General features: G+C 39.8%; 24 protein-coding genes, 1 riboswitch and 1 other annotated feature. Of the genes, 5 read left to right on the plus strand and 19 right to left on the minus strand.

From position 1 onward, the window contains the following. Nucleotides 1-344: 344 nt before the first annotated feature. From ACE199_RS06105 to ACE199_RS06165, 13 genes are all read right to left on the minus strand, one after another. The gene (locus ACE199_RS06105) at nt 345-1,364 is read right to left on the minus strand and encodes a rod shape-determining protein (protein ID WP_127761516.1); all 1,020 of its coding nucleotides are present in this window, start codon (nt 1,362-1,364) and stop codon (nt 345-347) included. 147 nt (nt 1,365-1,511) lie between these two features. Further along, the gene (gene radC / locus ACE199_RS06110) at nt 1,512-2,186 is read right to left on the minus strand and encodes a RadC family protein (protein WP_375349175.1); all 675 of its coding nucleotides are present in this window, start codon (nt 2,184-2,186) and stop codon (nt 1,512-1,514) included. An 83-nt stretch (nt 2,187-2,269) separates the two neighbouring features. Beyond that, the gene (locus ACE199_RS06115) at nt 2,270-2,845 is read right to left on the minus strand and encodes a Maf family protein (protein ID WP_375348989.1); all 576 of its coding nucleotides are present in this window, start codon (nt 2,843-2,845) and stop codon (nt 2,270-2,272) included. A gap of 165 nt (nt 2,846-3,010) precedes the next feature. After that, the gene (locus ACE199_RS06120) at nt 3,011-3,886 is read right to left on the minus strand and encodes a hypothetical protein (RefSeq protein ID WP_375348990.1); all 876 of its coding nucleotides are present in this window, start codon (nt 3,884-3,886) and stop codon (nt 3,011-3,013) included. A gap of 94 nt (nt 3,887-3,980) precedes the next feature. Further along, nucleotides 3,981-4,922 carry a LysM peptidoglycan-binding domain-containing protein gene (locus ACE199_RS06125; RefSeq protein ID WP_375348992.1) on the minus strand — a complete coding sequence of 314 codons (942 nt, stop codon included), beginning with the start codon at nt 4,920-4,922 and terminating at the stop codon, nt 3,981-3,983. Next, nucleotides 4,919-5,509, minus strand: coding sequence for a PilN domain-containing protein (locus ACE199_RS06130; RefSeq protein ID WP_375348993.1), 591 nt, complete (start codon nt 5,507-5,509; stop codon nt 4,919-4,921). The genes ACE199_RS06125 and ACE199_RS06130 overlap by 4 nt, the downstream gene beginning before the upstream one ends. Before the next feature lie 8 nt (nt 5,510-5,517). Beyond that, the gene (gene pilM, locus ACE199_RS06135; protein WP_375348994.1) at nt 5,518-6,501 is read right to left on the minus strand and encodes a type IV pilus biogenesis protein PilM; all 984 of its coding nucleotides are present in this window, start codon (nt 6,499-6,501) and stop codon (nt 5,518-5,520) included. 11 nt (nt 6,502-6,512) lie between these two features. Next, nucleotides 6,513-7,265: a prepilin peptidase gene (locus tag ACE199_RS06140; protein ID WP_375349176.1), complete on the minus strand. Its 753-nt coding sequence runs from the start codon at nt 7,263-7,265 to the stop codon at nt 6,513-6,515. A gap of 152 nt (nt 7,266-7,417) precedes the next feature. Next, nucleotides 7,418-7,909, minus strand: coding sequence for a type II secretion system protein (locus tag ACE199_RS06145; RefSeq protein ID WP_375348995.1), 492 nt, complete (start codon nt 7,907-7,909; stop codon nt 7,418-7,420). A gap of 78 nt (nt 7,910-7,987) precedes the next feature. Beyond that, a riboswitch (cyclic di-GMP riboswitch) is annotated at nt 7,988-8,071 on the minus strand. A 99-nt stretch (nt 8,072-8,170) separates the two neighbouring features. After that, entirely contained in the window at nt 8,171-9,379 is a 1,209-nt protein-coding gene (locus ACE199_RS06150; RefSeq protein ID WP_375348996.1) for a type II secretion system F family protein, read from the minus strand. After that, nucleotides 9,379-10,419: a type IV pilus twitching motility protein PilT gene (locus tag ACE199_RS06155; RefSeq protein WP_375348997.1), complete on the minus strand. Its 1,041-nt coding sequence runs from the start codon at nt 10,417-10,419 to the stop codon at nt 9,379-9,381. Before ACE199_RS06155 ends, ACE199_RS06150 begins: the two co-directional genes overlap by 1 nt. A 12-nt stretch (nt 10,420-10,431) precedes the next feature. Beyond that, nucleotides 10,432-12,072, minus strand: coding sequence for a GspE/PulE family protein (locus tag ACE199_RS06160; RefSeq protein WP_375348998.1), 1,641 nt, complete (start codon nt 12,070-12,072; stop codon nt 10,432-10,434). Nucleotides 12,073-12,077: 5 nt separating this feature from the next. Then, complete coding sequence (locus tag ACE199_RS06165; RefSeq protein ID WP_375348999.1) at nt 12,078-13,061, minus strand: PulJ/GspJ family protein; 984 nt, start codon at nt 13,059-13,061, stop codon at nt 12,078-12,080. A 189-nt stretch (nt 13,062-13,250) separates the two neighbouring features. Between ACE199_RS06165 and ACE199_RS06170 the strand changes: the two genes are divergently transcribed. Both ACE199_RS06170 and ACE199_RS06175 read left to right on the plus strand, forming a co-directional pair. Further along, nucleotides 13,251-13,679, plus strand: a complete 429-nt coding sequence (locus ACE199_RS06170; RefSeq protein ID WP_375349000.1) for a prepilin-type N-terminal cleavage/methylation domain-containing protein — start codon at nt 13,251-13,253, stop codon at nt 13,677-13,679. Nucleotides 13,680-13,691: 12 nt separating this feature from the next. Further along, the gene (locus ACE199_RS06175; RefSeq protein ID WP_252291031.1) at nt 13,692-14,204 is read left to right on the plus strand and encodes a hypothetical protein; all 513 of its coding nucleotides are present in this window, start codon (nt 13,692-13,694) and stop codon (nt 14,202-14,204) included. A gap of 86 nt (nt 14,205-14,290) precedes the next feature. Here ACE199_RS06175 and ACE199_RS06180 read toward each other — a convergent pair whose 3' ends face one another. The 3 genes from ACE199_RS06180 to ACE199_RS06190 are packed head-to-tail and all read right to left on the minus strand — an operon-like array spanning nt 14,291 to nt 17,978. Then, nucleotides 14,291-15,583 carry a VanW family protein gene (locus tag ACE199_RS06180; protein ID WP_375349001.1) on the minus strand — a complete coding sequence of 431 codons (1,293 nt, stop codon included), beginning with the start codon at nt 15,581-15,583 and terminating at the stop codon, nt 14,291-14,293. Continuing rightward, nucleotides 15,584-16,645, minus strand: a complete 1,062-nt coding sequence (locus ACE199_RS06185) for a hypothetical protein (protein ID WP_375349002.1) — start codon at nt 16,643-16,645, stop codon at nt 15,584-15,586. A gap of 34 nt (nt 16,646-16,679) precedes the next feature. Then, on the minus strand, nt 16,680-17,978 hold the full coding sequence (locus ACE199_RS06190) for a bifunctional folylpolyglutamate synthase/dihydrofolate synthase (RefSeq protein WP_375349003.1): 1,299 nt from the start codon (nt 17,976-17,978) through the stop codon (nt 16,680-16,682). Nucleotides 17,979-18,042: 64 nt separating this feature from the next. Between ACE199_RS06190 and ACE199_RS06195 the strand changes: the two genes are divergently transcribed. Both ACE199_RS06195 and ACE199_RS06200 read left to right on the plus strand, forming a co-directional pair. Beyond that, nucleotides 18,043-18,945 carry an ATP-grasp domain-containing protein gene (locus ACE199_RS06195; RefSeq protein ID WP_375349004.1) on the plus strand — a complete coding sequence of 301 codons (903 nt, stop codon included), beginning with the start codon at nt 18,043-18,045 and terminating at the stop codon, nt 18,943-18,945. Further along, the gene (locus tag ACE199_RS06200) at nt 18,942-19,778 is read left to right on the plus strand and encodes an ATP-grasp domain-containing protein (RefSeq protein WP_375349006.1); all 837 of its coding nucleotides are present in this window, start codon (nt 18,942-18,944) and stop codon (nt 19,776-19,778) included. The genes ACE199_RS06195 and ACE199_RS06200 overlap by 4 nt, the downstream gene beginning before the upstream one ends. 334 nt (nt 19,779-20,112) lie before the next feature. On the opposite strand, the gene ACE199_RS06205 is transcribed toward ACE199_RS06200, so the two are convergent. Then, a complete protein-coding gene (locus ACE199_RS06205) occupies nt 20,113-22,764 on the minus strand; it encodes a valine--tRNA ligase (protein WP_375349007.1) in 2,652 nt (883 codons plus the stop codon). Nucleotides 22,765-22,948: 184 nt separating this feature from the next. Continuing rightward, nucleotides 22,949-23,179, minus strand: a binding site (T-box leader). A 173-nt stretch (nt 23,180-23,352) separates the two neighbouring features. Here ACE199_RS06205 and ACE199_RS06210 point away from each other — a divergent pair. Further along, complete coding sequence (locus ACE199_RS06210; RefSeq protein ID WP_373995307.1) at nt 23,353-23,547, plus strand: hypothetical protein; 195 nt, start codon at nt 23,353-23,355, stop codon at nt 23,545-23,547. A 49-nt stretch (nt 23,548-23,596) separates the two neighbouring features. On the opposite strand, the gene ysxE is transcribed toward ACE199_RS06210, so the two are convergent. Further along, complete coding sequence (gene ysxE, locus ACE199_RS06215; protein WP_375349009.1) at nt 23,597-24,637, minus strand: spore coat protein YsxE; 1,041 nt, start codon at nt 24,635-24,637, stop codon at nt 23,597-23,599. A gap of 438 nt (nt 24,638-25,075) precedes the next feature. Beyond that, the gene (locus ACE199_RS06220) at nt 25,076-26,812 is read right to left on the minus strand and encodes a LysM peptidoglycan-binding domain-containing protein (RefSeq protein ID WP_375349010.1); all 1,737 of its coding nucleotides are present in this window, start codon (nt 26,810-26,812) and stop codon (nt 25,076-25,078) included. Nucleotides 26,813-26,915 lie beyond the last annotated feature (103 nt).

A 26,915-nucleotide genomic window follows, 5' to 3' on the forward strand; every position in this document is an offset into this window, starting at 1 on the left:
CAAGTGCTGAAAAACCAGAAGGTGAAGTTTCACTTCATCGACTGGTTAGACAACTTGAAGGGCCTAGGTATGGAACACGGCTGCACTCCTTTTTAGGCGACTGCCTAAAGCGGCTCATCGTTTCCTAATACCATAAAAAAATCGGCTCTTTACCAAAATTTCGAGCCGACTTCCTCTACATCAAACACATTTACCTATCGTAATCATTCGTTCACATTTCATGTGTATAGCTGATCCTACAGCGTGTAACAAAAAACCGAATATGACCTTATAGAAATGTGCAGTTACAGCCTTGCCTTCCGAAGATAGTTAATCTTATTTTTATCCAAACAGTACGAATATAATTAGCGAGAATCTTTTGATTTTGTTTTAAATAAATGAATATGATCTAACGCTTTACCTGTTCCAATAGCTACACAGTCTAATGGATTTTCTGCAATGATCACAGGCATTTGTGTTTCCGCGCTAATTACTTTATCTAAATTTCGCAATAATGCTCCACCGCCGGTTAAAACAATTCCGCGGTCCATAATATCCGCACCAAGCTCTGGCGGTGTTTTTTCTAATGTATTTTTGACCGATTCTACAATCGCTGATACCGTATCACGTAAAGCTTGTGAAATTTCTTCTGCCGTAATTTCAATTGTTTTTGGTAACCCTGTTAATAAATCGCGGCCACGAATCTCCATGTTCGGGATGTCTGTTGTGTCGCCAGCAGAACCGATTTCCATTTTAATCGCTTCAGATGTACGATCACCAATCATTAAATTATAATGTTTACGAATATATGCGACAATCGCTTCATCCATTTCATCACCCGCAACACGAACGGATTGGCTTGTTACAATTCCCCCAAGAGAAATAATCGCAACTTCTGTCGTTCCCCCACCGATATCAACAACCATGCTGCCCGTAGGCTCCCAAACAGGCAAATCCGCACCAATTGCCGCTGCAAATGGTTCTTCAATCGGATAAGCATCACGTGCACCTGCTTGTCTTGCTGCATCAATAACGGCACGCTGTTCTACTGCCGTAATCCCCGATGGTACACAAATCATTACATAAGGTTTATTACCAAACACACCTTTTTTTTGCGCTTCCTTCATGTAATATTTTAGCATTGCAGCTGTCGTTTCATGATCCGCAATTACACCATCTTTCATCGGACGAAGAGCCACAACATTTCCCGGAGTTCGTCCAATCATGTTTTTCGCATCATTCCCAACAGCGACAATTTGTTTCGTATCTGTTTGTACAGCAACAACAGACGGCTCTCGTACTACAATTCCTTTTCCTTTTACATAAACAAGCGTATTTGCTGTTCCCAAGTCAATTCCAATATCTCTCGCACCAATTCCAAACATCTCCGTATCTCCCTTTCGTAAAAAAAATGCTCTTATATAAGGTCAATGAAAGCTTGTCAATCTTCCCACAATAATTAACTTTGAAAAAGTTTCCTCTTTAAAAATCACAAACAACATTATATCCTATTGACAAAAATTTTGATAGTGTCATAAATAACCTTTTTCCTTTAAACTCACATATTTATGTTCACCAATAATAAGATGATCTAATAGGTCAATCCCTATTATCTTACCACATTCGACTAGCCTTTTCGTTACTTCAATATCTTCTTTACTTGGAGCCGGATCTCCGGAGGGATGATTATGGAGACAAATGATAGAGGCTGCAGATCTTCGAAAGGCTTCTTTGAAGACTTCGCGGGGATGTACTATACTAGCATTTAAGCTGCCAATAAAGACGGTTCGCTTATGAAGCACTTGATTTTTCGTATTCAAATACAAACAGACAAAATGCTCTTGTGTTAAGAAACGCATCTCTTCCATACAATACTTCGCACCATCTTCCGGGGAGCGAATAACATAACGTTCTTGATTATTGACTCGATGGATGCGTCTGCCGAGTTCTACAGCTGCCAACAGTTGCATAGCCTTGGCTTCACCAATTCCTTTAATAGCAGTTAACTCTTCAATCGATGCTTCTTTGAGCAACCGTAATTCTTCAAACGCATCCATCAGTCGGTTAGCCATTTGTAAAACCGACTCTTCCTTCGTACCTGTTCTGAGTAATAAAGCAAATAACTCTTGATTAGAAAGGCTTTCCGGACCATCTTGTAAAAACCTCTCGCGCGGCTTTTCTTCTTTTCGATATTCTCTCATTAACATCAAGCATTCACACTCCTTTATCCACTTAAAGGGAGCGTGCCGAAGTAATAACTGCTCGCCGAAACAAATCCAGTACTAAGCCTTCAGCATGAAGACCATTTTGCTTGCATTGCCTTTAGTTCACGAGCAAGTCTTGAGACAGGAAGACCTACTACCGAAAAATAATCACCTTCAATTTGCTTTACAAACAATGATCCATACCCTTGAATGCCATAGCTGCCGGCTTTGTCAAAAGATTCGCCGCTATCGAGATACCGTTCAATATCCTCTTCTGACAGCTCCCAAAAAGTGACCTTCGTTTTCTCTAAAAACACAGTGCTGTTTTTCTTAAATAGAATCGCTACACCTGTATACACTTCATGTGTTTGTCCTGACAGCTCGGTTAACATTCTTTTCGCATCATTACGGTCAAGCGGCTTTCCTAATATCGTATCGTTTAAAACGACAATCGTATCCGAGCCAATGACCCAATGATCGGAATGTGTACGTGCAATAGCTGACGCTTTACGGAAAGCTAATTCCTTGACGACTTCATCGGCTTTCATCTGTTTTGGAAAATCTTCATTCACATTGGCATTCATACTTTGAAAGGGAATTTGAAGAAGTTGCAGGAGTTCTTTACGACGTGGGGAAGATGAAGCTAAAATCAATGGTTGCATATACGTTAAACACCTTTCTTTTACAATTAGGAGATACTATTTTATCGTACCAAATAAATGAGTGCTCGACAAATTTCTTTATAAAACAATTTTTCACTTCTATAAAAATAGCCGTCGCAAAGAGGAATAACGGTTCCTCTTTGCGATATTTCCCGAAAAATAATATTAGGAGACAATCGTTTGTAAAAATAGCAGCAGCTTCTCTTGAGCCTCGCTCGCTTGATTTTTTTGTAATAGTTTGCTAGCTTCCATTAATCGCTTCTTACCTTCTTTGTTTCCTGATAACTTCACTCCATTGAGCTGCTTCGTGACTTGCTGCAGGTCTACATTTGAATCAGTATTGCGAAGCTTCGCTGCAGAAAGTTCCGCAAGCGATGAATATACGTCTACAGCCGCATCATCCTCTGCGATTTTCGCTTTAAAACGGATTTCTTTCCAAAATACATCCACATCCTGCGTTTTATATTCAAGAGCAAGCTCCTTCGTGGCGGCTAGACTTTCCGCAACACCTAAAAATAAATAGTATTCGTTTTCCATCTTAAACACTTCGGCTGGAAGTTTCTTTGCCTGAAGAGTCGCCTGCACTTCCTTCGCTGCCTCTTCTGTACTAAATACGCCGCCCTGTACTAAAAAAGTTTGCACCGTTGCCCCTTTACTTGTTTGTTCAGCCGGTGGTACGACTGCCGGTGTTTCTTCTTCAACTTCTATCGGTGGAGTAACAGTCTGTTCTGCCGTAATCGTTCGAATAGCAAGAACACCGAGGCTTGTCCCAACAACAATCGCTACAATAGCCAGTATAAACGGAGTCTTTAACTTCCACGGACGACGAGGCTGAGGATAAGGATGAATTTTCCCCTTTTTCGGGTTCGGCGCCGGTATAATTTCATTTGGTAGAACCCAATCGAAACTTTCATCTGGCGATTCGACAGCGGCTGCTTCCGTTCGCCCTTCTTCTATAGGATCTGCCGAATGTTCTTTAAATGATTTCTCTTGACCATTAATTTTAATCGTAAACCCATTCTCTTGATTAGACTTGTCCACGTTTTCTCCCCCCTTCGCAGCATTTTTTTCCATGCTATCATAGAGATCAAAAAAAAGAACAAGACTTTTGTCGTCTTGTTCACAATAGCTTTCGTCAATTTTCTCCATCCACTGGCACTGGAACTTCAATGTTTGTTCCAGCCATTAATATCGTCATATTATTCCACTTTTTAATCAACGCTTCTCCCGCTCGGCTATTGTAATAGCGCATCGAGATACGGAAAAGTGTGTCGCCTGGCTGAACTTTATACGTAAACACTTCGTAAGTGATATTGTCTTTTTCTACGATGTTTCCTTTTTCTGTTTCATTCTTTGGTGGAATTTCTACTTTTGGTTCATATAAAGGATTTTCTTTATCACTAGCTGGCGGTGTTTCATAGTTTGGTAGCTGCTGAACGAGTTCTTCTAATCCGGGATAATAATAGAAAGAAACGACAACCTGAAAAGAAAGATTCTCTGGTTCAACTACTAGTTCTCTTGCTTCTTGTGTACCTGCGAATTGAAGGCTCTCTACTTTTGCCATACGCGGCAACTGTTCAATCTCTTTCACAAACGTTTCTAATTCTTTATAAGAAGGAGAGATAACCGTCATCTCTGCTTGGATTTGTTTCACACCGCCAGGAAGATTCTTTGCGCCTTCAGCTGTCTTCTCTGTCTCTTTTTCAATACCGAGAGCGTCTTCCGTTTCCGAACTTTGCTGCTCACCTTCCTCCCCTTCTTGAAACGTCAAACTTGTAATCAACGTTCCCGATGCGACCTCCGCTTCTTCTAGAGATAACACAATTTGATCGGTTAAAGGGAGAACAGGGATTTTTTGTTGCAGCTCACTTGTATTGACTACTTCTTTTTTCGCAGAAGATTGGCCTGTTTCATCTATCATAGCCAATTCTTGCTTTTCTTTTGTAATAGCTGCTTCTAGTTCGCTCACCTTCTGCTGCAGCGGCTGGAAGTGGAGGAAGTATACATAAAGTCCACCTCCGATGACAACGACCATCATTAAGATAAACAAAAGAAGCTTAGACGTTTTAGAAGTCAAGGAGATACCTCCCCTTCTTGAAGCGCCTTTTGATTCACACCAAAACGATAGGACGCCCTATATCTGGGCAATACATTCTCCTCTTCTACCATATCTTCTTCAGAGGAGATAGATTCTGTCTCTATACTTAATAATTCCGCTTCGTCAATATAAGAGGAGTTCTGCAAGCTTTTTAAATAAAAGGCAGCTTCTCGTGAACTATCGAATTGGATAGACAGGTTGGCCGTCCTGCCTTCTGCAAAAGAAAAATTCATAAAATACCCTCTTTCCGGCAATAAAGATGTGATATGTTGTAAAAGGAAAGAGGTCGATGTATCCGTTTCTTCCGCCCATGCAATCGCCGCCTTCAATCGCTCCACTCCGTTATCACTAGCGGCTTCAGATAGACTTTGTTCCTTTAATACCTTTTCTTCTTTATATTGTGCAAGCATCGTCTCCAGCTGCTTTTCTTTCGCTGCTTGCGTTTCATACATCTTCCACGCAAAAATCCCTGCAGCTACAAGAACGATGACACCAACGAGAATAAAAATGAGAAAAAAGGATGCTTTCTTTTCTTTTTTCTGCAATAAATTTACATCAACTAGCATATAGACACCTACTTTAATGCAAGACCAATACACTCTGTGTACACAGAAGGAATGTTGGTTCCTTTTTTTGTTTGAAAAATCGGCTGCAGCATTGATTGTACGTCCATTTCAAATTCAAACGATTCTTTCATATTCCGATAAAAAGTTTCTATACAAGGATGGTCGCCCATCACTAATAGTTTTGAAATTTCGTATTTACCGCCTGTTAAATTAAAACGATAGTAGGAGATAAAACGCTGAATTTCCATCACAATATCACGCGCTTGTCCTGCCAGCGTTTCATCGTCATCGTTACATGTATAGTATTCTGCACCTCTTCTATTCTTAACAATTTCAAACGACTCGTCCGAGAATGATGGGCGGAAATGATGGACAAATACGGGTTTATATTGATGGAAAACCGAAAGAACCATCGTCTTTAAACCGATTTGAACCATCAACACATGTTCATCATTCGTTGCTAACCCAAGATGAAAATAGGTGCGATAAGCGGCTAGCATTGATAAATCAGCCACGACCGGTTTTAATGAAGATTCTCGGAACAACTCAGAAAAATCTTGCAGCACCGATTCTTTTGAAGCAATCAAAAGCACCTCTTTATTCTCCTCTGTTTCCTTTAATAAAACAGGTACGAGCAGTGGATCTTCAAAAGGCAAATGAATGCTCTCTCCCAACTGCATATATAAATAACCAGTCAGTTCCTCTTCCATAATCTCAAGCGGGACAACTGTTTTTCGCAAAATGACAAACTCATTGGGGACGCAAAACGATATCTTGCTCCCTTTCAGCTTCCAGTTGTCCACCATTTCATCGACAATCATCCCAAGCGTGTCCCGCTCCTTAATGTGCCCTTCAACGACAACACCGGGCGGCAGACACTTTTGGCCATACGCATGAAACGTCCGATTTCGATCGCTTTGGACGAAACGAATATACGAATCGCTAATGGTAAAATGAACAGGATACTGTCTGTTGCTTCGTAAAAAATTCATATTTTCACCGCCTACATGAACATCGAGAAATACCAACTAATGATGTTCTCTCCATAAAAGTAAGAAAGAAGAGCCCCAACTGCAATAAACGGACCAAAAGGAATGAGCTCTTTTCGTTTATGCTTCCCAAGCAGTATCCCGCCTACCCCAAATATTGCTCCTAAAAAAGTGGCAATCAAAAAGGTAAGCAATGTTTGCGAAAACCCAAGCGCAAGTCCAATCACAAAAAAGAGCTTAATATCGCCCCCGCCCATGCCGCCTTTACTAATGACCGCAATCAACAATAACAGACCAAAGCCAAAAAAGGCACCAACTAAAGGATCCCACCATGGATTGAGCGGAACGAACAGCCTTTCAAGAAAGAAAAGCGGCAAAAAAAACAACAGCACTTTATCGGGAATAATCATATATGTAATATCCGACACAAATATAATGACTAACAGCGAAATAAGCGTCAACGCGACAATCAGTTCACCTGTCAAGCCGAACTGATACAACGCCAGCATAAACAAAAGTCCCGTCGCAAGCTCCATAATTGGATAAAACGGCGAAATCTTACTGCCGCATCCACGGCATTTTCCTTTTAAAAACACAAAAGACAAAACTGGAACTAAATCTAATGTACTAAGCGTTCGCTTACACGTCGGACAATGTGACCGTGGCCTTACAATCGACTGCCCCTCCGGAATCCGAAGCCCGACAACATTATAAAACGACCCCAGCACAAGGCCGAGCACCAATAAATAACTATATATAAATATCATCATCTTCATGTTCCTCTGCTTCTTCTCTACTTATCAATAATTCTATTATAACGAAATTCGACGGCGTTCGATAGTAGGATGGTTGGATATGTGGGAAAGGGTAAAAAAATAACTCCTTGGGGAAGGAGTTATTTCATTCTATATTATGAACCTTAGTTTGCGTATTCTGTTTTTACAGCATCTCTATCTAATGCGCTAGGAGCACTATTGTTAATACCACGTTCTGAGCCTTTTAACGTTACAGTATAAGAAACTTTTTTAGCAGCAGTATTAGATGTAGCAGAAACAGCTATTGTAACATAAGCAGTTCCATAATCACTTTCAGAATCCGGGTCTTCGATATTACTTTCCAAGTATCCAGCAGTCACTAATTCTTCCATAGTAATTTTGCCACCATCATTAGCATTATTACCACTGTCTGCCCATAATGCTTTATCATTAGCCGCAACCGCCAATCTCGCAGCCCCAATCATTTGCTCAGCATTTGCCACATGCGCATCCTTCTTACTGTTATCAATGATGTTCGCGATACTCGGCACCGCAATCGCTGCGATAATCCCCAGGATAACGACAACCGCTAGTAACTCAACGAGCGTTAAACCTTTTTGGTTTTTAAGTAGTTTTTGTAATTTCTTTTTCATCATTTTTATCCCCCTTTTTTTATTTAGAAGTAGTGTGTATGTAAATATTCACTAAATCTAGTAGTTTACCAGTTTTAAAGACTTAAAATTGGCGGGGTGCACTACTAGCTCCGGATCATTCAAGTGCCCACATACGAATAATCTTTCATCGCTTCCAACTTTACCTTTTATTTTATTATATAGGCATTTATCCCCAAAACACAACGCTTAATTTTGTCCATTTCCTTACATTATACCTACAATAATCAACTAAAATGTTTCTATTTATTGAACTGTTTCAAATATCTTAAACATCGGGATAGCAATAGCACCGACAATTCCTCCAACAGCTCCGGCTAAAAAGACAATAAGCATCGGTTCAATTAATGATTTCACTTGATCTGTCGCATTGTCGACTTCCATATCATAAAAATCGGCCACTTTCTCAAGCATGACATCAATTGACCCGGATTGTTCCCCGACAGCAATCATTTGGGTGACCATCGGCGGGAAAGCCCAATGCTTTTCCATTGGAACAGACATCGACTCTCCTTTTTCAATCGAACTCCTTGCCTCTTTAACAACGCGAGCGATGACTTCATTCCCAACAATTCTCTCAACAATGGTTAATGATTGCAAAATCGGGACAGAGCTTGAAAAAAGCGAGCTAAGCGTTCGCGTCATCCGCGCCATTTGCGCTTTTTGAAGCATGGAGCCGAATAACGGAACCTTTAAAAGAGCATAATCCCAATAATATTTCGTTTGACGATTTCCAAGAATGAAACGAATGCCGATATATAGAGCAATCGCAAATAAAACAAACAGCCACCAAAACGATTGAAAAAAGCCTCCCATGCCGATAACGATTTTAGTAATGAGCGGAAGCTCGGCACCTGATGAAACAAATACCTTTTGAAAGGACGGAACGACGGTCGATAAGAGAAAAATAACAATTGTAATCGTGATAATTCCTACGGTCGCAGGATAGGTCATCGCCGCTTGAACTTTTTTTCTTGTTTGATATTGCTTTTCAAAATAAACAGCCATTCTTTCTAAAATCTCATCAATATTACCGCCTGCTTCTCCGGCACGCATCATGTTGACAAAAATCGTGGGAAAGACGTTTGGATGCTTCTCCGCACCATCTGAATATGGCTTACCGGCTTCTAAACTATGAAGCAAATCTATGAGCGTTTTCTTTAATATTTTACTAGACGTTTGTTCAGATAGAATTTTCGTTGCTTCTACTAAACTGATTCCAGCTTTTAATAGCGTCGAAAATTGGCGCAAATAAATAACAAAATCTTTATTTTTTACTTTTCTCTTTCCTAACGAGATTTCCTTATACAAAATACCGGTTAATTCTTCAATTTGAATGACGGCAATTCCGGTTTCACGCAGCTTACTTACCGCTTCTTTTCGGTGTTCCGCATTCACTCTGCCTTCTTTCTTTTTCCCAGTACGATCTCTTCCTACATAACGAAAAACAGCCATTACACCATAACCTCTTGTAAATAAGGAGCAGCTGACTGTGCATCGATTCGATTTTTTTCAATCAGTTCTCTCATCGACATTTCAAGCGTATGCATGCCGGCTGATTTACTCGTTTGCATAATGCTGTGGATTTGGTGAATTTTTTCGTTTCGGATTAAGTTTCGAATCGCTGAATTATTAATCATTATTTCTGTCGCTGCGACCCGTCCTTTTCGATCTTTTGTCGGAAGCAAGCGCTGCGAGATAATCGCTCCTAATACCGAGGCAAGCTGAATGCGCACTTGCGGCTGCTGATTCGGGGGAAATACATCAATAATTCGATCAATCGTCGCCGGAGCATCGGTTGTATGCAACGTACCTAACACTAAATGTCCGGTTTCCGCTGCCGTAATTGCCGTCGAAATCGTTTCTAAATCCCGCATTTCTCCTACTAAAATAATGTCTGGGTCTTGACGAAGACAAGCACGAAGCCCGTTGGCAAAATTGCTCGTATCAAAACCGACTTCTCGTTGATCGATAATACTCATACCATGTTTATGCAAATATTCAATCGGATCTTCTAACGTGATAATATGACGTTTCAAATGTTTATTAATATAATCAATCATCGCCGCCAGTGTCGTTGATTTCCCGCTTCCTGTCGGTCCTGTCACAAGCACGAGTCCTTGCGGTTTTTCAGAAATGTCTCGTAACACATTCGGCATGTTCAGCTTTTCTAATGTTGGAATTTCTGTCGGTACAACCCGGATAGCAAGGCTTAGACAGTTGCGCTGATGATATGCATTGACACGAAAACGTGATACTTGTGGAATACTGTATGAAAAATCGAGTTCTCCATTCGTTTTAAGCTTTTCCCATAAGCTTTCTGGAACGATTGCTCGAGCCATCGCTTCCGTGTCAGCCGGCTTTAACACGTCCTTACCATATTGCTTAAGTTCCCCATGAAGCCTCATGATTGGAGGAACCCCGACGGTTAAATGAATATCGGACGTTCCTAACTCAAACGCAGCCGTCAGCAAGTAATCTAGTTTTTCTTTCATGTTGACCCCTCCCTACTCCTGAATCGTCACTCGCAGCACTTCTTCTACCGTTGTCAGCCTCGCTTTCGCTTTTAATAATCCATCGTCCAGTAAAAAAATCATCCCGCTGCGCATCGCGTACTGTTTAATCTCCTGAATCGATTTATTATTCATCATCATTGAACGAATCGTATCATCAATCGTTAACGCTTCATGAATCGCAAGTCTTCCGCGGTAGCCGCTATTTTGACACGTATTGCAGCCCGCTCCTTTATATAATGTATCGACTTTTATTCCCCGTTTTTGATATAAAGATTTTTCCATTTCTGTTGGATGATATTCTTGCTTACACTGGCCGCATACTTTCCGAACTAACCGTTGTGCTACTACCCCAGTTAGAGAAGAAACAACTAAATACGGTTCAATGTCCATATCAAGTAAACGAGGAATCGTTAATAACGCACTATTCGTATGAAGCGTACTTAAAACAAGATGACCGGTTAACGAGGCACGAACCGCTATATCCGCTGTTTCCGTATCACGAATTTCCCCAATCATGATAATATTAGGGTCTTGGCGCAGGATGGAGCGCAACCCTGCCGCAAATGTGAGACCAACTGTTTGATTCACTTGCACTTGGTTGATGCCGGGAAGTTGATACTCAACTGGATCTTCAATGGTAACAATGTTTACTTGTTCTGTATTCAGTTGATTTAAAGCCGCATAAAGAGTGGACGTTTTCCCTGATCCTGTTGGGCCTGTAATCAATACCATACCGGATGGACGTTCAATCATTGACGTAAACTTCTGGGCATTCACTTTATTAAAACCAAGCTGCGAAAGATTCATCCGCACACTCGTTAAGTCCAAAATCCGAATAACAACCTTTTCACCATCCACTGTTGGCAAGAGTGAAATCCGTAAATCGACCGGCGTCAGATTGACATCCAGCCTAACTCGTCCATCTTGCGGCAAACGAGACTCGGTAATATTTAAATTCGCCATAATTTTAATACGTGAAATAAGTAAATTGTAGATGTTTTTAGACAACACTCGCTCTGTCCGTAAAATGCCATCGACGCGGTAACGAACGAGTATTTTCGTATCATGTGGATCAATATGAATATCACTCGCCTTTAGCTGAACCCCTACCGCCAAAATTTGATTCATCAGCCGGACAGCCGGCGCTTCTTCATCCTCTTCGTCATCCAAACCTTCTAATTCCATATCTTCAAACGTTTCCGACATGTTGTAATATTTATAAAGCGCCGACACAATATCTTCCTTCGTTGCAATCACTGGTGAAATTTGAAATCCTGTCGACAGCCGCATATCATCGAGCGCGATATAATTCATCGGGTCATTCATCGCCACAATGAGCTGACTATCTTCTTTTTTAATCGGCAAAAGCGTATTCCGAAACGCAAATTCCTTCGACACAAGATTCAACAGACTCACATCGACCGGATACCGATATAAACTAATATGCGGAATCCCCAGTTGAAACTCCAGCACTTCAATTAACTGCTGCTCACTAATCAATCCCCGCTCAAGCAGCGCATCCCCAATCCTCTGCCCGTTCTTCTTTTCCCGCAACGTTTCCTCGAGCTGCTCCTCAGTAATGATTCCCGCCTCGACGAGTAAATCGCCTAGTCGTTTTCGTTCTTTTGCCATGGTATTCACCTGCTACTTTTTTGATTTAAGACGTAAATGATCCCATTACTATTCCCACAAGATGTAACATTTTTAACCTCATAATAAGTAGGAGGATTATTTTTGAAAGTGGCCTGACCCTTTACACAAATGCTCCCTTTATCCGGTTTTATAAATTCTCCATTAAAATGGGCATTACCCCTTACTTCTAATTTTGCGTCGTTCTTCAAATCTAAATCCTCAAAATAAGCATCACCCTTGATTAACATTCCACCGCCATTCTTACCATTCTTTATCTCAACTTTATCCTTAAAAGTAGCATTACCGTTAACTAAGAGTGTACTATCGTTATGCATCGTCACTGTTTTCTCAAAAATAGCATTACATCCTACAGTAATCATAGACCCATTCTTCATGGTTAAAGTACCTTTGGCGTATAGGTTCTGTGCTACACTATCTACTTCACGATTTTTCAGCTCTGTATCACTACTATATACTTTATCACCTTCCTTAATTTCTGAAGAGTTTGGTAGGCAAGCACCAGGCTTTACTATAGGTACAGACACAGAAGATTCATTCATTCGTCTCCCTTCAATCACCGTATCTATTGTAAATTGATTATGATTTTGTTGATCAGTCAAGGTAAATTGAACAGGCAAAGCTTGAGAAGGATCTATTTCCTCTTTACAAGTAGTTTGATTTATAGTTGTTTTACCAATAGAAACTTTTTCTAACGAAAGCCCCTGTTTAGAAGGTAGTTCATTTGCAAGTAACTCGTCATAACATATTTCATAGTTTGCTGTTGCCTCTTGATGCTGTTTTCTCATTTCGGTAATAATTAAGTTAGCTTCTTGTCTTAAGTTAATATGAGATTGGGTCTTATTATTAGATTGGACTGAATAGGTAAAAACACCATAAACTATGCCTATTAATAGTGCTGAAATAGTTAGTGCTGCCAATACTTCAATCAAGGTTAACCCTGATTGTTGCGATATATATTTTTTCCTCATTTATCACACCACACTTTTAATAGAATGAAAATAATATAGAAAAGTATTTTTTGGGTTTTACTAATCACTAAACATAATTCTTTAGTCTTGGATAGCCGTTAATAATTCACTACTTTTTAATAAAATTGTCCTAATCTTTATTATAGTTTGATATATACTTATTAAAAAGACACTAGGTGGTAGAAATTCGTGAACAATTTTAAAAATAATAACGGTTTCACTCTTATAGAAGTGCTAGCATCTATTACGATTCTCGGCATTGTGTTAACCGTGTTTTTATCTTTCTTCTCTAATTCAATGACTTTTTCTGTGAAAGCAGAGGATAAATTAACAGCAATCAACCTGGCTGAGAAGGAGCTTCATGACCTAACTAACAGCATAGAAGCTTATTGTAAAACAAAAAATTGTGAAGAGCCTAATAATATTCCAGAAGATACATATACTCGCTCACCTATTGAGTTAAATAACAAAACCTACCTTTCAACTATGACACCTTTATCTCAAAACACAGAAGAAAGCTCATTAGGTTTACTTCCTATTTCTATAACCATCCATTCAGAAGACAACAAAGAACTAACAACCGTATATGGATATGTAGAACTAGATTCCGACAATTAGGAGAATAACTACATGAAAGAAAAAAATGAAGCAGGCTACACATTAGTGCTTGTACTACTAACGATTACATTAATTTTTATCTTTTCATTAACTTTGATTAGCAGTGTTTTAAACAGTGCTAGTCAGAATAAAAAAACAGAAGAAAATATACAATTAAATCGATTATCAGAAATGGGAGTAACTTACACGGAGACGGCAGTAAAGGAGGCAAATAAACAAGCAAACGCAAGTATAGTAGCGTGGCTAAATTCTGATCCTGCACCTTCTAACCCCAATATTCCCTACGAATATCAGCTTAGGTTTGAAACAGCCTTAGATACACTAATTAAGTATGAGACAAATTCTATACTAGAAAAAGAATTAGAAGAAGATAGTGAGCGATTCAAAATTGTTATTAATGCTATAAGTCTAGAAAATACGAATACTATCAAAGTCGTTTATACAGTCACCCCCTCCTTAACAAAGGAATACTCTAAAACACTTTCATCTCAGCATACAATAACGATTAACTTAAATATTAATTAGTTGGAATGTGATTTTTTAAGGTTAAAAATATATTTCTAACACCTAATCAAAACCGGCTGATCCACACCAGCCGGTTTCCTTCTACCCTATTTTTTCTCATCTATTTCTTTTTCAGTTCCCTCAGGACTTTCCTCTTTCTCTTCACTCTTTTTTACCTCTTCATCCTGATTCGTCTCTTCGTCGGTATCCTTCGCTTGCTCCTCATTATCCACTGCAGGTTCTTCCGTGACCTCTTCCGGTACTTCTTCTTCCTTCGTTTCCTTCACAACTACTTCATTGACCGGCAAGTAAAAGTCTTTCGCCATGAGCTTGTAGTCGCTAATCTCTCCGGAACTATCATAGATATCTCGATAAACGGAGACTGAGTAACCTTGTTTTCCGGGTGAGGCTGTTGGCTTGGATGGGTCAGATGTGTATCGAACAATTGTTTTAAATGGATATGTTTTCGGATTTTCTTGTCGAACTATATATTTTTTTCCGTTTGGATAGCCGCTTATTTCAGCAACTAACACACCTTGTTGTTTCAATTTAAACGTTACAGTTAATTCCGTATCATTTGGATTATTTACAATAAAATCCAAATCGTTTTGGTTAACTTTCGCTTCATATCCCGCTTCTACACCACTCGGAAACTCTACACTTCTATGTCTTTCAATAATTTGCAAATTGGTCGCTAAACTCGCTTTATAAAAAGTCGATGCCGCTTCCGTTAAAAAGGCTTCCGAAAAGGCGTGGTCGTTTGCCATCACATCTTTCATAAAGGCTACAGTCTGAAAAGCAGGAATCGTAAACGTTGCATGCTGCTTCACGAAAGAAGCTGCATCTTCTGCATCGGTTATGTTCATTTCAGCACGAGATAACACTTTCGTTTCTAGATTATCACGCAGAAACTCTATCGCCACAATTTCCTTTCCATCCTTGCCTAATAATCCTACTTTTCGTTCTATTTCGGATTTAAGCTTTGTAATATCTAAGTTGGAAACAAACTCCCCGCCTGTCATTTCAATCAATACACTACGAACCGTTTCTTTTGAAATATTCGCATACAACGGATTCGTTACTCCATCTTCTGCCGACCGTATCGACTCCTGCAAAAGAAACGTCATGTCTATCGCTGGAATCGCTCTTTCTTGATCCGAAAATGATACCGTGATTTCTTGTTTATTCTGCCAAATTTCTATAGCTTCTGATAACTTAGAGGCCGCTTCATCCTCGGAAAGATTCCCTACATTAATCGGTCCAATCACTGTCCCATTAGCGAAAATCCGGCTCGGCGGAAAGACTTTTTCATAAGCAAATACCGCAGCTTGAGAGAAACAGGTGATAAACAAAGTACTGCTTATTAAGAGAATTAAAGTTCGTACATACCCCTTCTTCACTTACACCGTCTCCCTGTCTTTCTTCTGTTTATTTTTCAAATACGATTCTTCTAAATCCTCAAACGAATGAAGGTTTGTACTCGGAGATGTATCTTCATCCTTCTCTGCAGAACCTTCAATCGTTTGTGTTTCTTCCACTTGAACCTCTTCGTTTTTTCGATCCTCATCCGGCAACTCTTGTATCTCATCGAGTTCTTCAAACATTTTCATTCTTATTTTTATGAAATCATTCGATTCATCTTCTATTTCAAATGACGTTTGTTTCTCGTCTTCTTCCTGTTCTTCTAGCATTCTTGCTTTCATATCGATAAAATCCAGCTCATCTTCCAAAGTAGCCGCAGTCTCTTCCAGTACAAACCGACTTCGGTCTTCTTCCTTTTCCTCCGCTACTCTTCCGTCTCTATCTATGAGCTCGAGCTCGTCCTCCACCATAAACGTGATCTCTTCTAGCGCGAACTGACTTTGATTTTCTTCTTTTTCCTCCGTCATTCTTCCTTTCCTATCTATGAACTCCGACTCATCTTCCACCATAAACGCAACCTCTTCTAGTTCAAGCTGCCTTTGACTTTCTTCTTTTTCCTGAGCTATTTGCACTTCCAAATCTATAAACTCCGGTTCTTCAGGCGTTCCATATCCTATATCAGAAAGATTATTATTCGATGTTTCGGCTTCAAAATGTGGAGAGGACAACGACTCTTTTTTTATAAAAGAAGGAGACCCATATTGATCCACTGTATTTGACAGATTTGCTTTTTCCAAGAGCTCTTCATAACGAAACAATGGCTGTAGTTCTTTCTCCCGAAAATTGGACTCATCTTCATTTTCTTGAAAAAGCGCAAGCCGTTTTGTTATCAAATAAGCCAGAACAATGGCAAAAAACAGTTGGACAGCAATCGCTCCCCAAATCGAAACTTGATTCATCATAGCCAAACCGAGAAGACTTGTACAAACACTAGTTAAAAAAAGAATGATTTTCCCTTTCAATGTTAAGTTCAAAGGAAGAAAAATGAATAGTAATGCTAAAAAGAGTACAGCAATGATTACGGAAAAAATGAGAACCAATCTGCTTCACCTCGCTTATGCAACTATATTCCTATCATACTTTATCCTTACGTTCTTTCATATACCCTCTCACTAAAGAAAGAAAATAAAGCGAACCTGTAACGACAACAATCTTATCTTCTTCCGCTGCTAGAGCGTGTGTGAGGCACGTTTGCCAGTTAAAATCGATATGTTTCTGTTTAGCGTCGCTTTTTTCATAAAGAACAGTCGCTTTCTCTGCCCGCTCATGTGTAAATTCCGTAAAGAAAATATCTGAAGCAACATCATCTACTAATCGAATCATTTCTGAATAATTTTTATCCCTTAAAGCTGAAAAAACAAAGCGATAGTTTTGCTTTGGATATCGCTCCTTTAATGTTTGAATCAATACACCAATACCCGCCGGATTATGAGCTCCATCTAAGATAATGGTCGGCTTGTCCTGAATTTTTTCAAACCGTCCGTTCCATTTCGCCTCACGCAATCCTTTCCGAATACTTTCTTCCGAAACGGTAAAGGAATCTTGTAACAGAACAACTGCAGCAACCGCCAATGCTGCATTATCGACTTGATGACGACCAAGCATTTGCAATTCAAGCTGTTCAAGCACTGTATCTCGGAAAGTAAAAGTAAAGCTTTGAGCGGCTTCCCTTTGCTCTAGGTCCCGAACGACGATATCTTTTGTTAATTGAAAATAAGGTACATGAAGAGATTGCGCTTTTTGTTGAATAACTTGTGCTGGCTCCTCTTCCGTCACCCCACTAACAATAGGAGCACCCTTTTTAATAATCCCCGCCTTTTCGGAAGCAATTTCAGCAAGAGTGTTCCCTAGAATGTTCGTATGTTCAAGTGAAATAGATGTAATAATAGAAAGAAGCGGCTCGATGACATTTGTAGAATCCAATCTCCCTCCAAGACCAGCTTCTAATAGAACAATATCTACTTTACAATTCTTAAAATAACAAAATGCCATCGCAGTTAAAATTTCAAATTGCGTTGGACCGTTTCCTGCTTCATCCATTTCTTGAATAACGGGCCAAAGCAGCTGAAACACAGCAACAAGATCTTCATCCCGAATCATCTCATCATTAATCTTCAATTGTTCATTCATTTTCTCCAAATAAGGCGAAGTAAAAGAAGCAATTGTATATCCTTCTGCAATCATCATTTCTTTTATATAATGTAAGGTGGAGCCTTTTCCATTTGAACCAGCAAGATGAATGTATTTCAGCTCTTTATGAGGATTACCAAGCTTCGCTAATAGCTGTTCCATCCGTGAAAGTCCAAAGTTCATTCCTAATCGGACCGATCTATGTTCAAAAAATTGATTGATTTCGTTTATTGTTGTTAACATATGGTTCATGCCTCCCAAATTATAATATATCATTCATTTCCCTATATGAAAGGAGTTATTTTAGATGAATTCATCGACTCTTTCCTGCTGGATTGTTGTCAATGGCTATTTACAGCACGAGAAATTTTCCGATTTGGCTCTATTCGTCAAGGAAGCCGCAGAAAGAAAAGGAATTGCCGCATCTATTGTGCGAAACAGCGAGCTAATCGTCAGCCTTGAAAACAGCTCAGCTGCACTTATACATAATAGGAATTCACTGCCTGATTTCGTCCTTTTTCTCGATAAAGACATTCACTTAGCACGTCAGTTAGAGTTGCTCGGCCTTCCTGTATATAATAGAAGTGAGGCAATTGATATTTGCGATAGTAAAGCAAAGACCCATCAAGCACTAGCCAATCATGCTATTCCGATGCCAAAAACATTTTTTCCGCCTTTTACATATGAAGGGATTGAGCGCCAACACTTTGACGCCTTTATCAACATCGGACAAGCACTCGGTTACCCGCTTGTCGTCAAAGAAGCCTATGGCTCTTTCGGACAGCAAGTATACTTAATCGAGACGGAGAGCGAATTAATAGAGCTTGTAAAAGAATTAAAACATAAACCTTTTATTTTACAAGAATTCATCGAAAACAGTCGAGGTCGCGATATTCGGATCAATGTTGTCGGAAACCAAGTCGTAGCCGCGATGAAACGAACATCGAAGCATGATTTCCGGGCCAATATGACAAATGGCGGTCAAAGTGCCCCTTATACGCCGACCGAAGCGGAAGCGGAACTTGCCATTACAGCAGCTCGCATTCTAGACGTTGATTTTGCCGGTGTTGATTTATTATACGGCGAAGACGGACCTCTTCTTTGCGAAGTAAATTCCAATTCACATTTGCTGAACATTTATGAATGCACCGGTATTAATATTGCCGATGCTATGTTTGATTATATGATACAAAGGACGTCTAACCAATGAAGAGAATCGGATGGTTGATTTATAACCGTGAGGATGCAAAGAAAAATAAAGCGTATATAGAGTGGATGTTAGCAGAAGCAAAAGAACTGAACATGGAGTTACAATTTCATTATCGTGAAGACTTACAAATTGGTCATCGTCAGTACAACCTATTTGTTGATTTTCGAAACGAACCTGTTTCACCGCCTGCCTATGCAATCATTAGAACAATTGATCCATTTTTCACCAAGCAATTAGAAATGCTTGGCACCGTTTGTTTTAATTCTTCTTTCGTGTCCGAAATAGCAAACAACAAAGCAAAGACTCATCAATTCCTTAGTTCCCTTGGCATTCCTATGGCAGATACCGTTTACTGCCAAGACTCTGTTCAAGCACACTTTCCCTTCCCTTTCATTGCAAAGGAAGTACATGGACGCGGCGGAAAGAGTGTCTATTTAATTGAAAATGCGAACCAATTAACATCATTGCCATCAGGAGGCGAATGGTTGATTCAAAAACCCGGCATTTTTGGAAAAGATGTACGCGTCTTTGTTGTCGGAAAAAAAATCGTTGCTGCTGTGTTACGAGAATCCAGTTCAAATTTTAAAGCCAATTATACCCTTGGAGGCACAGCTTCCCTGTACGAATTGTCCAATGAAGAAACTGCACTTATCCAAACAATCATTGATGCCTTTGATTTTGGTATGGTCGGCATTGATTTTATTTTTGATGAAAAATGTCGATTTTTGTTTAACGAAATTGAAGATGTCGTAGGGAGTCGAACGTTAAGTGCGTTAAGTGACATCAATATTGTCCGAGAATATTTACAATTTATCCAGTCTCATTTCGCTTAAACACTAGAGTGAGTGCCATTGTCGCACTCGCTTTTTTAATTTTTTTACGCAACACTCCTGTTTTTTAACACGTAAAAAAATTGAACATTTTGTTACATAATATAACAAAATATTGCAAAATCCCCTCTTCCAAATTATACTCTTTTTATAGATGTTACATTTAGTAACATCGATTGATAGGTAACATTTCTTTACGTAAAAAGTTCATCTATCGTTACTAGCTAAAATAATTGGTCACATTTTCGCACCCCCTTTTCCCCGCTTGACTCTCCGTACCCCCGTACAAAAAAAAGGAAGAACGAGCCTTCACACATCCACTCGTTCTTCCTTTTTTTTATAATTGTTTCAATTCATTAATTCGATGAATCACAGCATCACGCTTTTCAACGTAATCTTTTTCTTTTGCACGTTCTTCCTCGATTACTTTCTCTGGCGCTTTCTTCACAAAGCCTTCATTTCCTAGTTTCTTCTGAACGCGTTCTACTTCTTTGTTCAGCTTATCCAGTTCTTTTTCTAGACGTTTTACTTCTTCATCGATGTTGATTAAGCCTTGAAGCGGTAAAATAAGCTCAACTCCTGTTACAACAGCTGTCATCGCTTGAGCTGGCTCTTCTACTTCGACACCAATTGTTAATGCTTCTGGGTTACAGAAACGCTCAATGTAGCTCGCATTTTTCTCTAAGATTGCTGAAATGTTCGCATCTTTCGCTTTTAAAATTAAGTTTACTTTCTTGCTCATCGGTGTATTCACTTCAGCACGGATATTACGTACTGCGCGAATGATTTCAACAAGAAGTTTCATTTCTTCAGCTGCATCCGTGTCTGTTAATGCAGGATTTACCGTTGGCCAAGCAGCCACTGTAATGGACTCTCCTTGGTGCGGCAGGTTTTGCCAAATTTCTTCCGTAATAAATGGCATGAATGGATGTAATAAGCGCATTGTGTTATCTAACACATAAGCAAGAATGGAGCGCGTTGTTTTCTTCGCTGCTTCGTCTTCACCGTACAATGGAAGCTTCGCCATTTCAATATACCAATCACAGAAATCATCCCAGATGAAGTTATATAGCGCGCGCCCTACTTCACCGAACTCATATTTATCTGCAAGACGTGTAACTGTTTCAATCGTTTCATTTAAGCGAGTTAAAATCCATTTATCTGCTACGGATTTTTCACCGCTTAAATCAATTTCATCATACGTTAAGCCGTTCATGTTCATTAAGGCGAAACGAGATGCATTCCAAATTTTATTCGAGAAGTTCCATACAGACTCTACTTTTTCGTTACTGTAACGAAGGTCTTGACCTGGAGAGCTTCCTGTTGATAAGAAGTAACGTAATGAGTCAGCTCCATATTTATCAATAACATCCATTGGATCGACACCGTTACCTAGAGATTTACTCATTTTACGTCCTTGCTCGTCACGAACAAGACCATGAATTAAGACATTTTCAAATGGACGTTCACCTGTGAATTCAATCGCTTGGAAAATCATTCGTGACACCCAGAAGAAGATGATATCATAACCTGTTACAAGCGCATCCGTTGAGTAATAACGTTTAAAGTCCGCTGCATCGGCATCCGGCCAGCCCATCGTTGAGAATGGCCATAATGCTGAACTAAACCATGTATCTAATACATCTTTATCTTGTTCCCAGTTTTCGCTATCAGCAGGTGCTTCTGTACCAACGTACACTTCACCTGTTTCTTTATGGTACCAAGCTGGAATACGATGTCCCCACCAAAGTTGACGAGAAATACACCAATCGTGGATGTTCTCCATCCAGCGTAAGTATGTTTTTTCGAAACGATCTGGTGTGAAATGAACTTTTTTGTCATCACCTTGTTGTTGCAATTCGATTGCTGCATCAGCAAGTGGCTGCATTTTAACAAACCATTGTGTAGATAAATATGGTTCAACTACTGCACCGCTGCGCTCAGAATGTCCAACTGAATGCATATGATCTTCAATTTTGAATAATACACCTGCATCTTGTAAATCTTTCACAATTTGCTTACGGCATTCGAAACGGTCCATTCCTTCATATTTACCTGCACGGCCGTTCATTGTTCCATCTTCGTTCATCACAAGAATGCGTTCTAAGTTATGACGGTTTCCAACCTCGAAATCGTTAGGGTCATGCGCTGGCGTCATTTTAACCGCACCTGAACCGAACTCCATATCTACATAATCATCACCAACAATCGGAATTTCACGACCTACAATTGGAAGAATAACCGTTTTGCCGATTAAGTGTTTATAGCGCTCATCTTCAGGATGAACAGCTACCCCTGAGTCACCCAACATCGTTTCTGGACGAGTTGTAGCTACCTCAATATAACCTGAGCCATCTGCTAATGGGTACTTCATATGATAGAAAGCACCTTGAACATCTTTATGAATAACCTCAATGTCAGATAAAGCTGTTTTCGTCACTGGATCCCAGTTAATAATATATTCCCCGCGGTAAATTAAATCTTTTTCATATAATTTTACGAATACTTCACGAACGGCCTTTGACAACCCTTCATCTAAAGTAAAACGTTCACGTGTATAATCAAGACCCAGACCTAGCTTCGCCCATTGCGCACGAATATGATCCGCATATTCTTCTTTCCATTTCCACGTTTCTTCAACGAATTTCTCGCGTCCTAAATCATAGCGACTAACGCCTTCTTCACGCAGCTTTTGCTCTACTTTTGCTTGAGTAGCAATCCCAGCATGGTCCATACCTGGCAACCAAAGCACGTCATAACCTTGCATTCTTTTCATACGCGTTAAAATATCTTGCAGCGTCGTATCCCAAGCATGACCTAAGTGAAGCTTACCTGTTACGTTTGGCGGTGGAATAACGATTGTATATGGCTCCTTTTGATCATCGCTTGTTGCTTCAAAAAACTTTCCTTCTAACCACCACTGATAACGACCTTTCTCAATCGACTGTGGATCGTATTTCGTCGGCATTGAAATTTGATTTTCTTCCATTATAAGTCCCTCCTATATAATCCCTTATCATGATTACTAAAATGATAGCACAGAACAAAAGCAGCTCGAACGTAGCACGCAGTCATATAAGACCCTAGCGAAATAACTTATTTCTCACACTTCAGAGTTACGTATATTTTCTGCGGAGTTCCGCCCCTTTTCCACAAAAAAACTCCCATCATCACAAAAGGACGAAGGAAGTTGTTCGCGGTGCCACCTTTTTTCCGAAAAAGCAAATAAACCTTTTCCGGCTCTCAAATAAAATAACGGTTGTTTACCGATTTTCGCTACTGCAGTTGTTCACGAAAATTGCTCACGGACGACTTCTGATGCTGCTTACTTAGAAACCTCTCAGCTTATAGTTTCCTCTCTGAAAAGCGCCATTCATCATACTATTTCCGATCTTCGCTTTACGCAATATGTATTTTTAAAACACATAATCTATAGTACATAAAAACAAAGGATATCGTCAATCATTCTTTCCGTTTTTTTATTATTCTATACAAGAAGCATCTATCCGTGACAGCCTCTTCACGTTTCTCCGCACTTCCCCATATGATGAAGCAAGACTATATAAAGGATGACATAATGATGAAACGACAAAAGAAATTTAACCCAAACAATCTCCCTCCTTGGACCAAGAAAGCGAGTGTTGTCGTACAGCAATTTATTGTCCCATTTACAATCTTTCAAGCGATTCGAACGCTTATTTTTCCGACATTCATCGATATTCTATTGCTGGCCTTGTTTATTTTTCTCGCTGCGTTCTTCTATGTAAATTGATGACAGCACAAAAAAACATGAATGGTTGACTCCAAACATGTTTTTTGAGCTAACTTTGAGGTGACTGTGCTTCTTTAGCAGCCGCCTTCTTTTGATTCTCGATTTCTTCTATCTTCATGACAACATATTCAACATTCTTTAAAAACCAATATTGACGTTGAAGTTCCTTTACTGAATCTAGTTCCGTTTTATTCCCCTTTCGTTCCACGTAATTTTTAACCGCATCCAGAGCTGATCCCGGATAAGCAAGATAGCTTTGCATCAATAACATTTCATCCTCTTTTAACGGAAAATAGCGAATATAATTATATAGCCAATCCACACAATCATCGCATTGAATCGGAAATGTTTTCATCGACCTTACAAGAAAAGGAAGTATATCGTAATGCGGCGGCGCTACCCGTGAGTTTTCAAAATTGATAAAATAACCATAACCCCGATTATCACTAACAAAATGCTTCAATGACACTTTTCCATGTGTTACAACCGTGCGAACCTTCTCTTCTTCCTTCGTTTGTTCAAACCACTCCTTAAACTTCTTAATTGAATATGTCAACGCCTGGGAAAGGTCGCTGTAATAGACACAAAACAGCATTTCCATCGGTGACATATACCATTTCTTCTCACAGCTTACAATCCATTCATCTAGAAACTCTTGCTGCGCTTCCCATGCATGAAGCGTACGTTCATAATGCGCCTCCCTATCCTCCTTATCTACTTCAATCTCTTTAATAGAAAGGTTGTGCATGCGTGCCAGCTCTCGAAACATTTGCTTATGTCGTACATCTCGTTCTCCGCTTTCTAAAGTTTCTAACCACGGCATTAAATAATAAAGTTTATTATGATGAAGAACCGCATAACGCCCATCTTTTGACTGATAGATTGGCACAATTCTATTATAGCCACGCTGATACAACGTTTGAACATTACGGATAAAATCAATGCCGACATGAGGCGAAATCGATTTTAAAGCAAATACACCTCGGTCACTATAAATTTTCTTTACACGTCCAAAGTCTTCAATATATTGAATGCGAAGTGCATATTGTTGCAAAACCGCTATCGTTTCAGCATGTGCATTCTCCGTCATAACATCACTCACTTTCCTAAGAAAAGCGTAAGGCACCTGGAGCTAGACAGTAGAACATATTGAAATTTTATCCCGCATTTAACGGGCAGTAAGACCTCAAGTTTTTCAGAGATGGTACAACTGCCCTCATCTAGTTGCGCCTCTTAGCCCCTCGAGGTCATAAGCTGCCATACTCTATGGCAAACTGAGCCACGCCGCATTTCATCTTATATGAACAGTCGCCTCACTTTTGTAGTAAAGATTCAATTGGTGAGATAAAGTGAAACGTACCTTTTCAATTTTCAACCAATTAGGTTCGTACAGGCACTTGATTGAAGCGAAGCACGAGATCTTAGTGACCGTAGAACATGGCTAACCATCAGTAAGGGATGAAGGTTTGTTTCTTTCCTGTAGAAAAAACAGCAAGCAGCTTCACTGCTCACTGTTCTAGCGTAATAATTAGTTTTTATACGAGGCGGATCTCGGAATATACAAGACTTGCCCTTCATAAATATCTTGATTCGGTTCTAACTCATTGCTTTGAAGCAATGTTTGCGGATTAACTGAATAACGCTCTGCCAGGTCATCAATCGTTTCTCCCTGTTGCACAATACAAACCTTTACTTTTACATGCTCTTCTTCTTGCTTTCTACTGAAAAAGTCCATAATCGAAAGAGGTTGAGATTCATTGGTCCTCGCTTTTTGCTCAGACTTCTCCACTTTTTTCTCCTCTTCTTGCTGTGGCTCTCGCTTATCTTGTTGAACGATAACAGGAGGTGCCTCTCTCTTTTTCACTAAATGCAGTAAGTTAACCTTTTCCAGCTCCTCTTTTACTTCTTGTTCAAGGACCGGCTCCACCTTTTGTTCTTCTTCTACTTTCCTTTCAAGCACCGGCTCCGCCTTTTGTTCTTCTACTTTTCTTTCAAGCACTGGCTCCGCCTTTTGTTCTTCTACTTTTCTTTCAAGCACTGGCTCCGCTTTTTGTTCTTCTACTTTTCTTTCAAGCACTGGCTCCACTTTTTGTTCTTCTACTTTTCTTTCAAGCACTGGCTCCGCTTTTTGTTCCTCTACTTTTCTTTCAAGCACTGGCTCCGCTTTTGGCTCTTCTACTTTTCTTTCAAGCACCGGCTCCGCCTTTGGTTCTTCTTCTACTTTCTTTTCAAGCACCGGCTCTGCTTTCTGCTCTTCTTCCACTTTCCTTTCAAACACTGGCTCGACCTTTTGTTCTTCTTCTACTTTCTTTTCAAGCACTGGCTCTGCTCTTTGTTCTTCTTCTACTTTCCTTTCCAGTACTGGCTCGATCTCTTGTTCTTCTTCTCTCTCTTGAAACTTTGGTACAGAAAAGTCGAATACAGGGATATCCGGCTGTTTACTAATAAACAGAGGGGCTACCCTCTCTTCTTCTACATCTGGCGTTCGTTTCGCCTCTACAATAAAAGGTTCGTATAGCTCTCCCTCTTGTTGTTCTTCCTGACGAAATGTCGGTTGAAAATCTGGAAGCGGCGGTGTTGCTGCCGTATATGAAACAGGAGATTCTTCTTCTATTTGTGAAACTGGACTCTCCACAGAATCCGCCCTGTCATCAGCAAACTCTTCAGCCTCAACAGATTCTTCCACTTCGGCTATTTCTTCTTGCCTGATGTCGGCTAACTCCACTTCTACTACTTCATCTTCTATTTCTTCATCCAATTCTTGTCGCTCATCCGTCGCAACTGGACTTTCATCATCATCCCACACTTGATAGTCCTCAAGTTCCGGCTCGACATATGTTTCACGATAAATCCCACTGATGATTAAATCTGCTTGAAGTTTAAGACAATTCCGCTCAGGTAACGTATAATCAAACGTTTGAATCGTCACTTCAATATCATCTAATGAGGTAATACGTGTACTCGGAATTGTAATATCAACAGGAAAGCGATGGATAAACTCACTAATTCCATTTGGATGTCTCTCCACCGTTTGAACAGATCGCGGTAAAAACGTATGAGCATCACCGTCTACTTGTTCTCCGCTGTCCTTATATTCACCGCTTAAATCAAGCGTTCCTCTCATATACACATAATGTTCATCTTCTTGAATCGTCACGTTGGGATCCAATGAAATAGAATACAATTCCGCTACTTCCTGTCCCTTCTGAAACCAAACCGATTCTTCTAATGAAAATCGTAAATACGATTGATTCTCTTCGGTCAAAGCATTTCCTCCTTTCACTTCTCATACCATTATCAATCTATGAAAGCAAAAGGAAAGTTATGTCAAACGTTATGGAAATCGGTCATATATGCCAAAAGTCGAG

It is taken from the genome of Peribacillus sp. Hz7, from assembly GCF_042136355.1.
GTDB lineage: Bacteria > Bacillota > Bacilli > Bacillales > DSM-1321 > Peribacillus > Peribacillus asahii_A.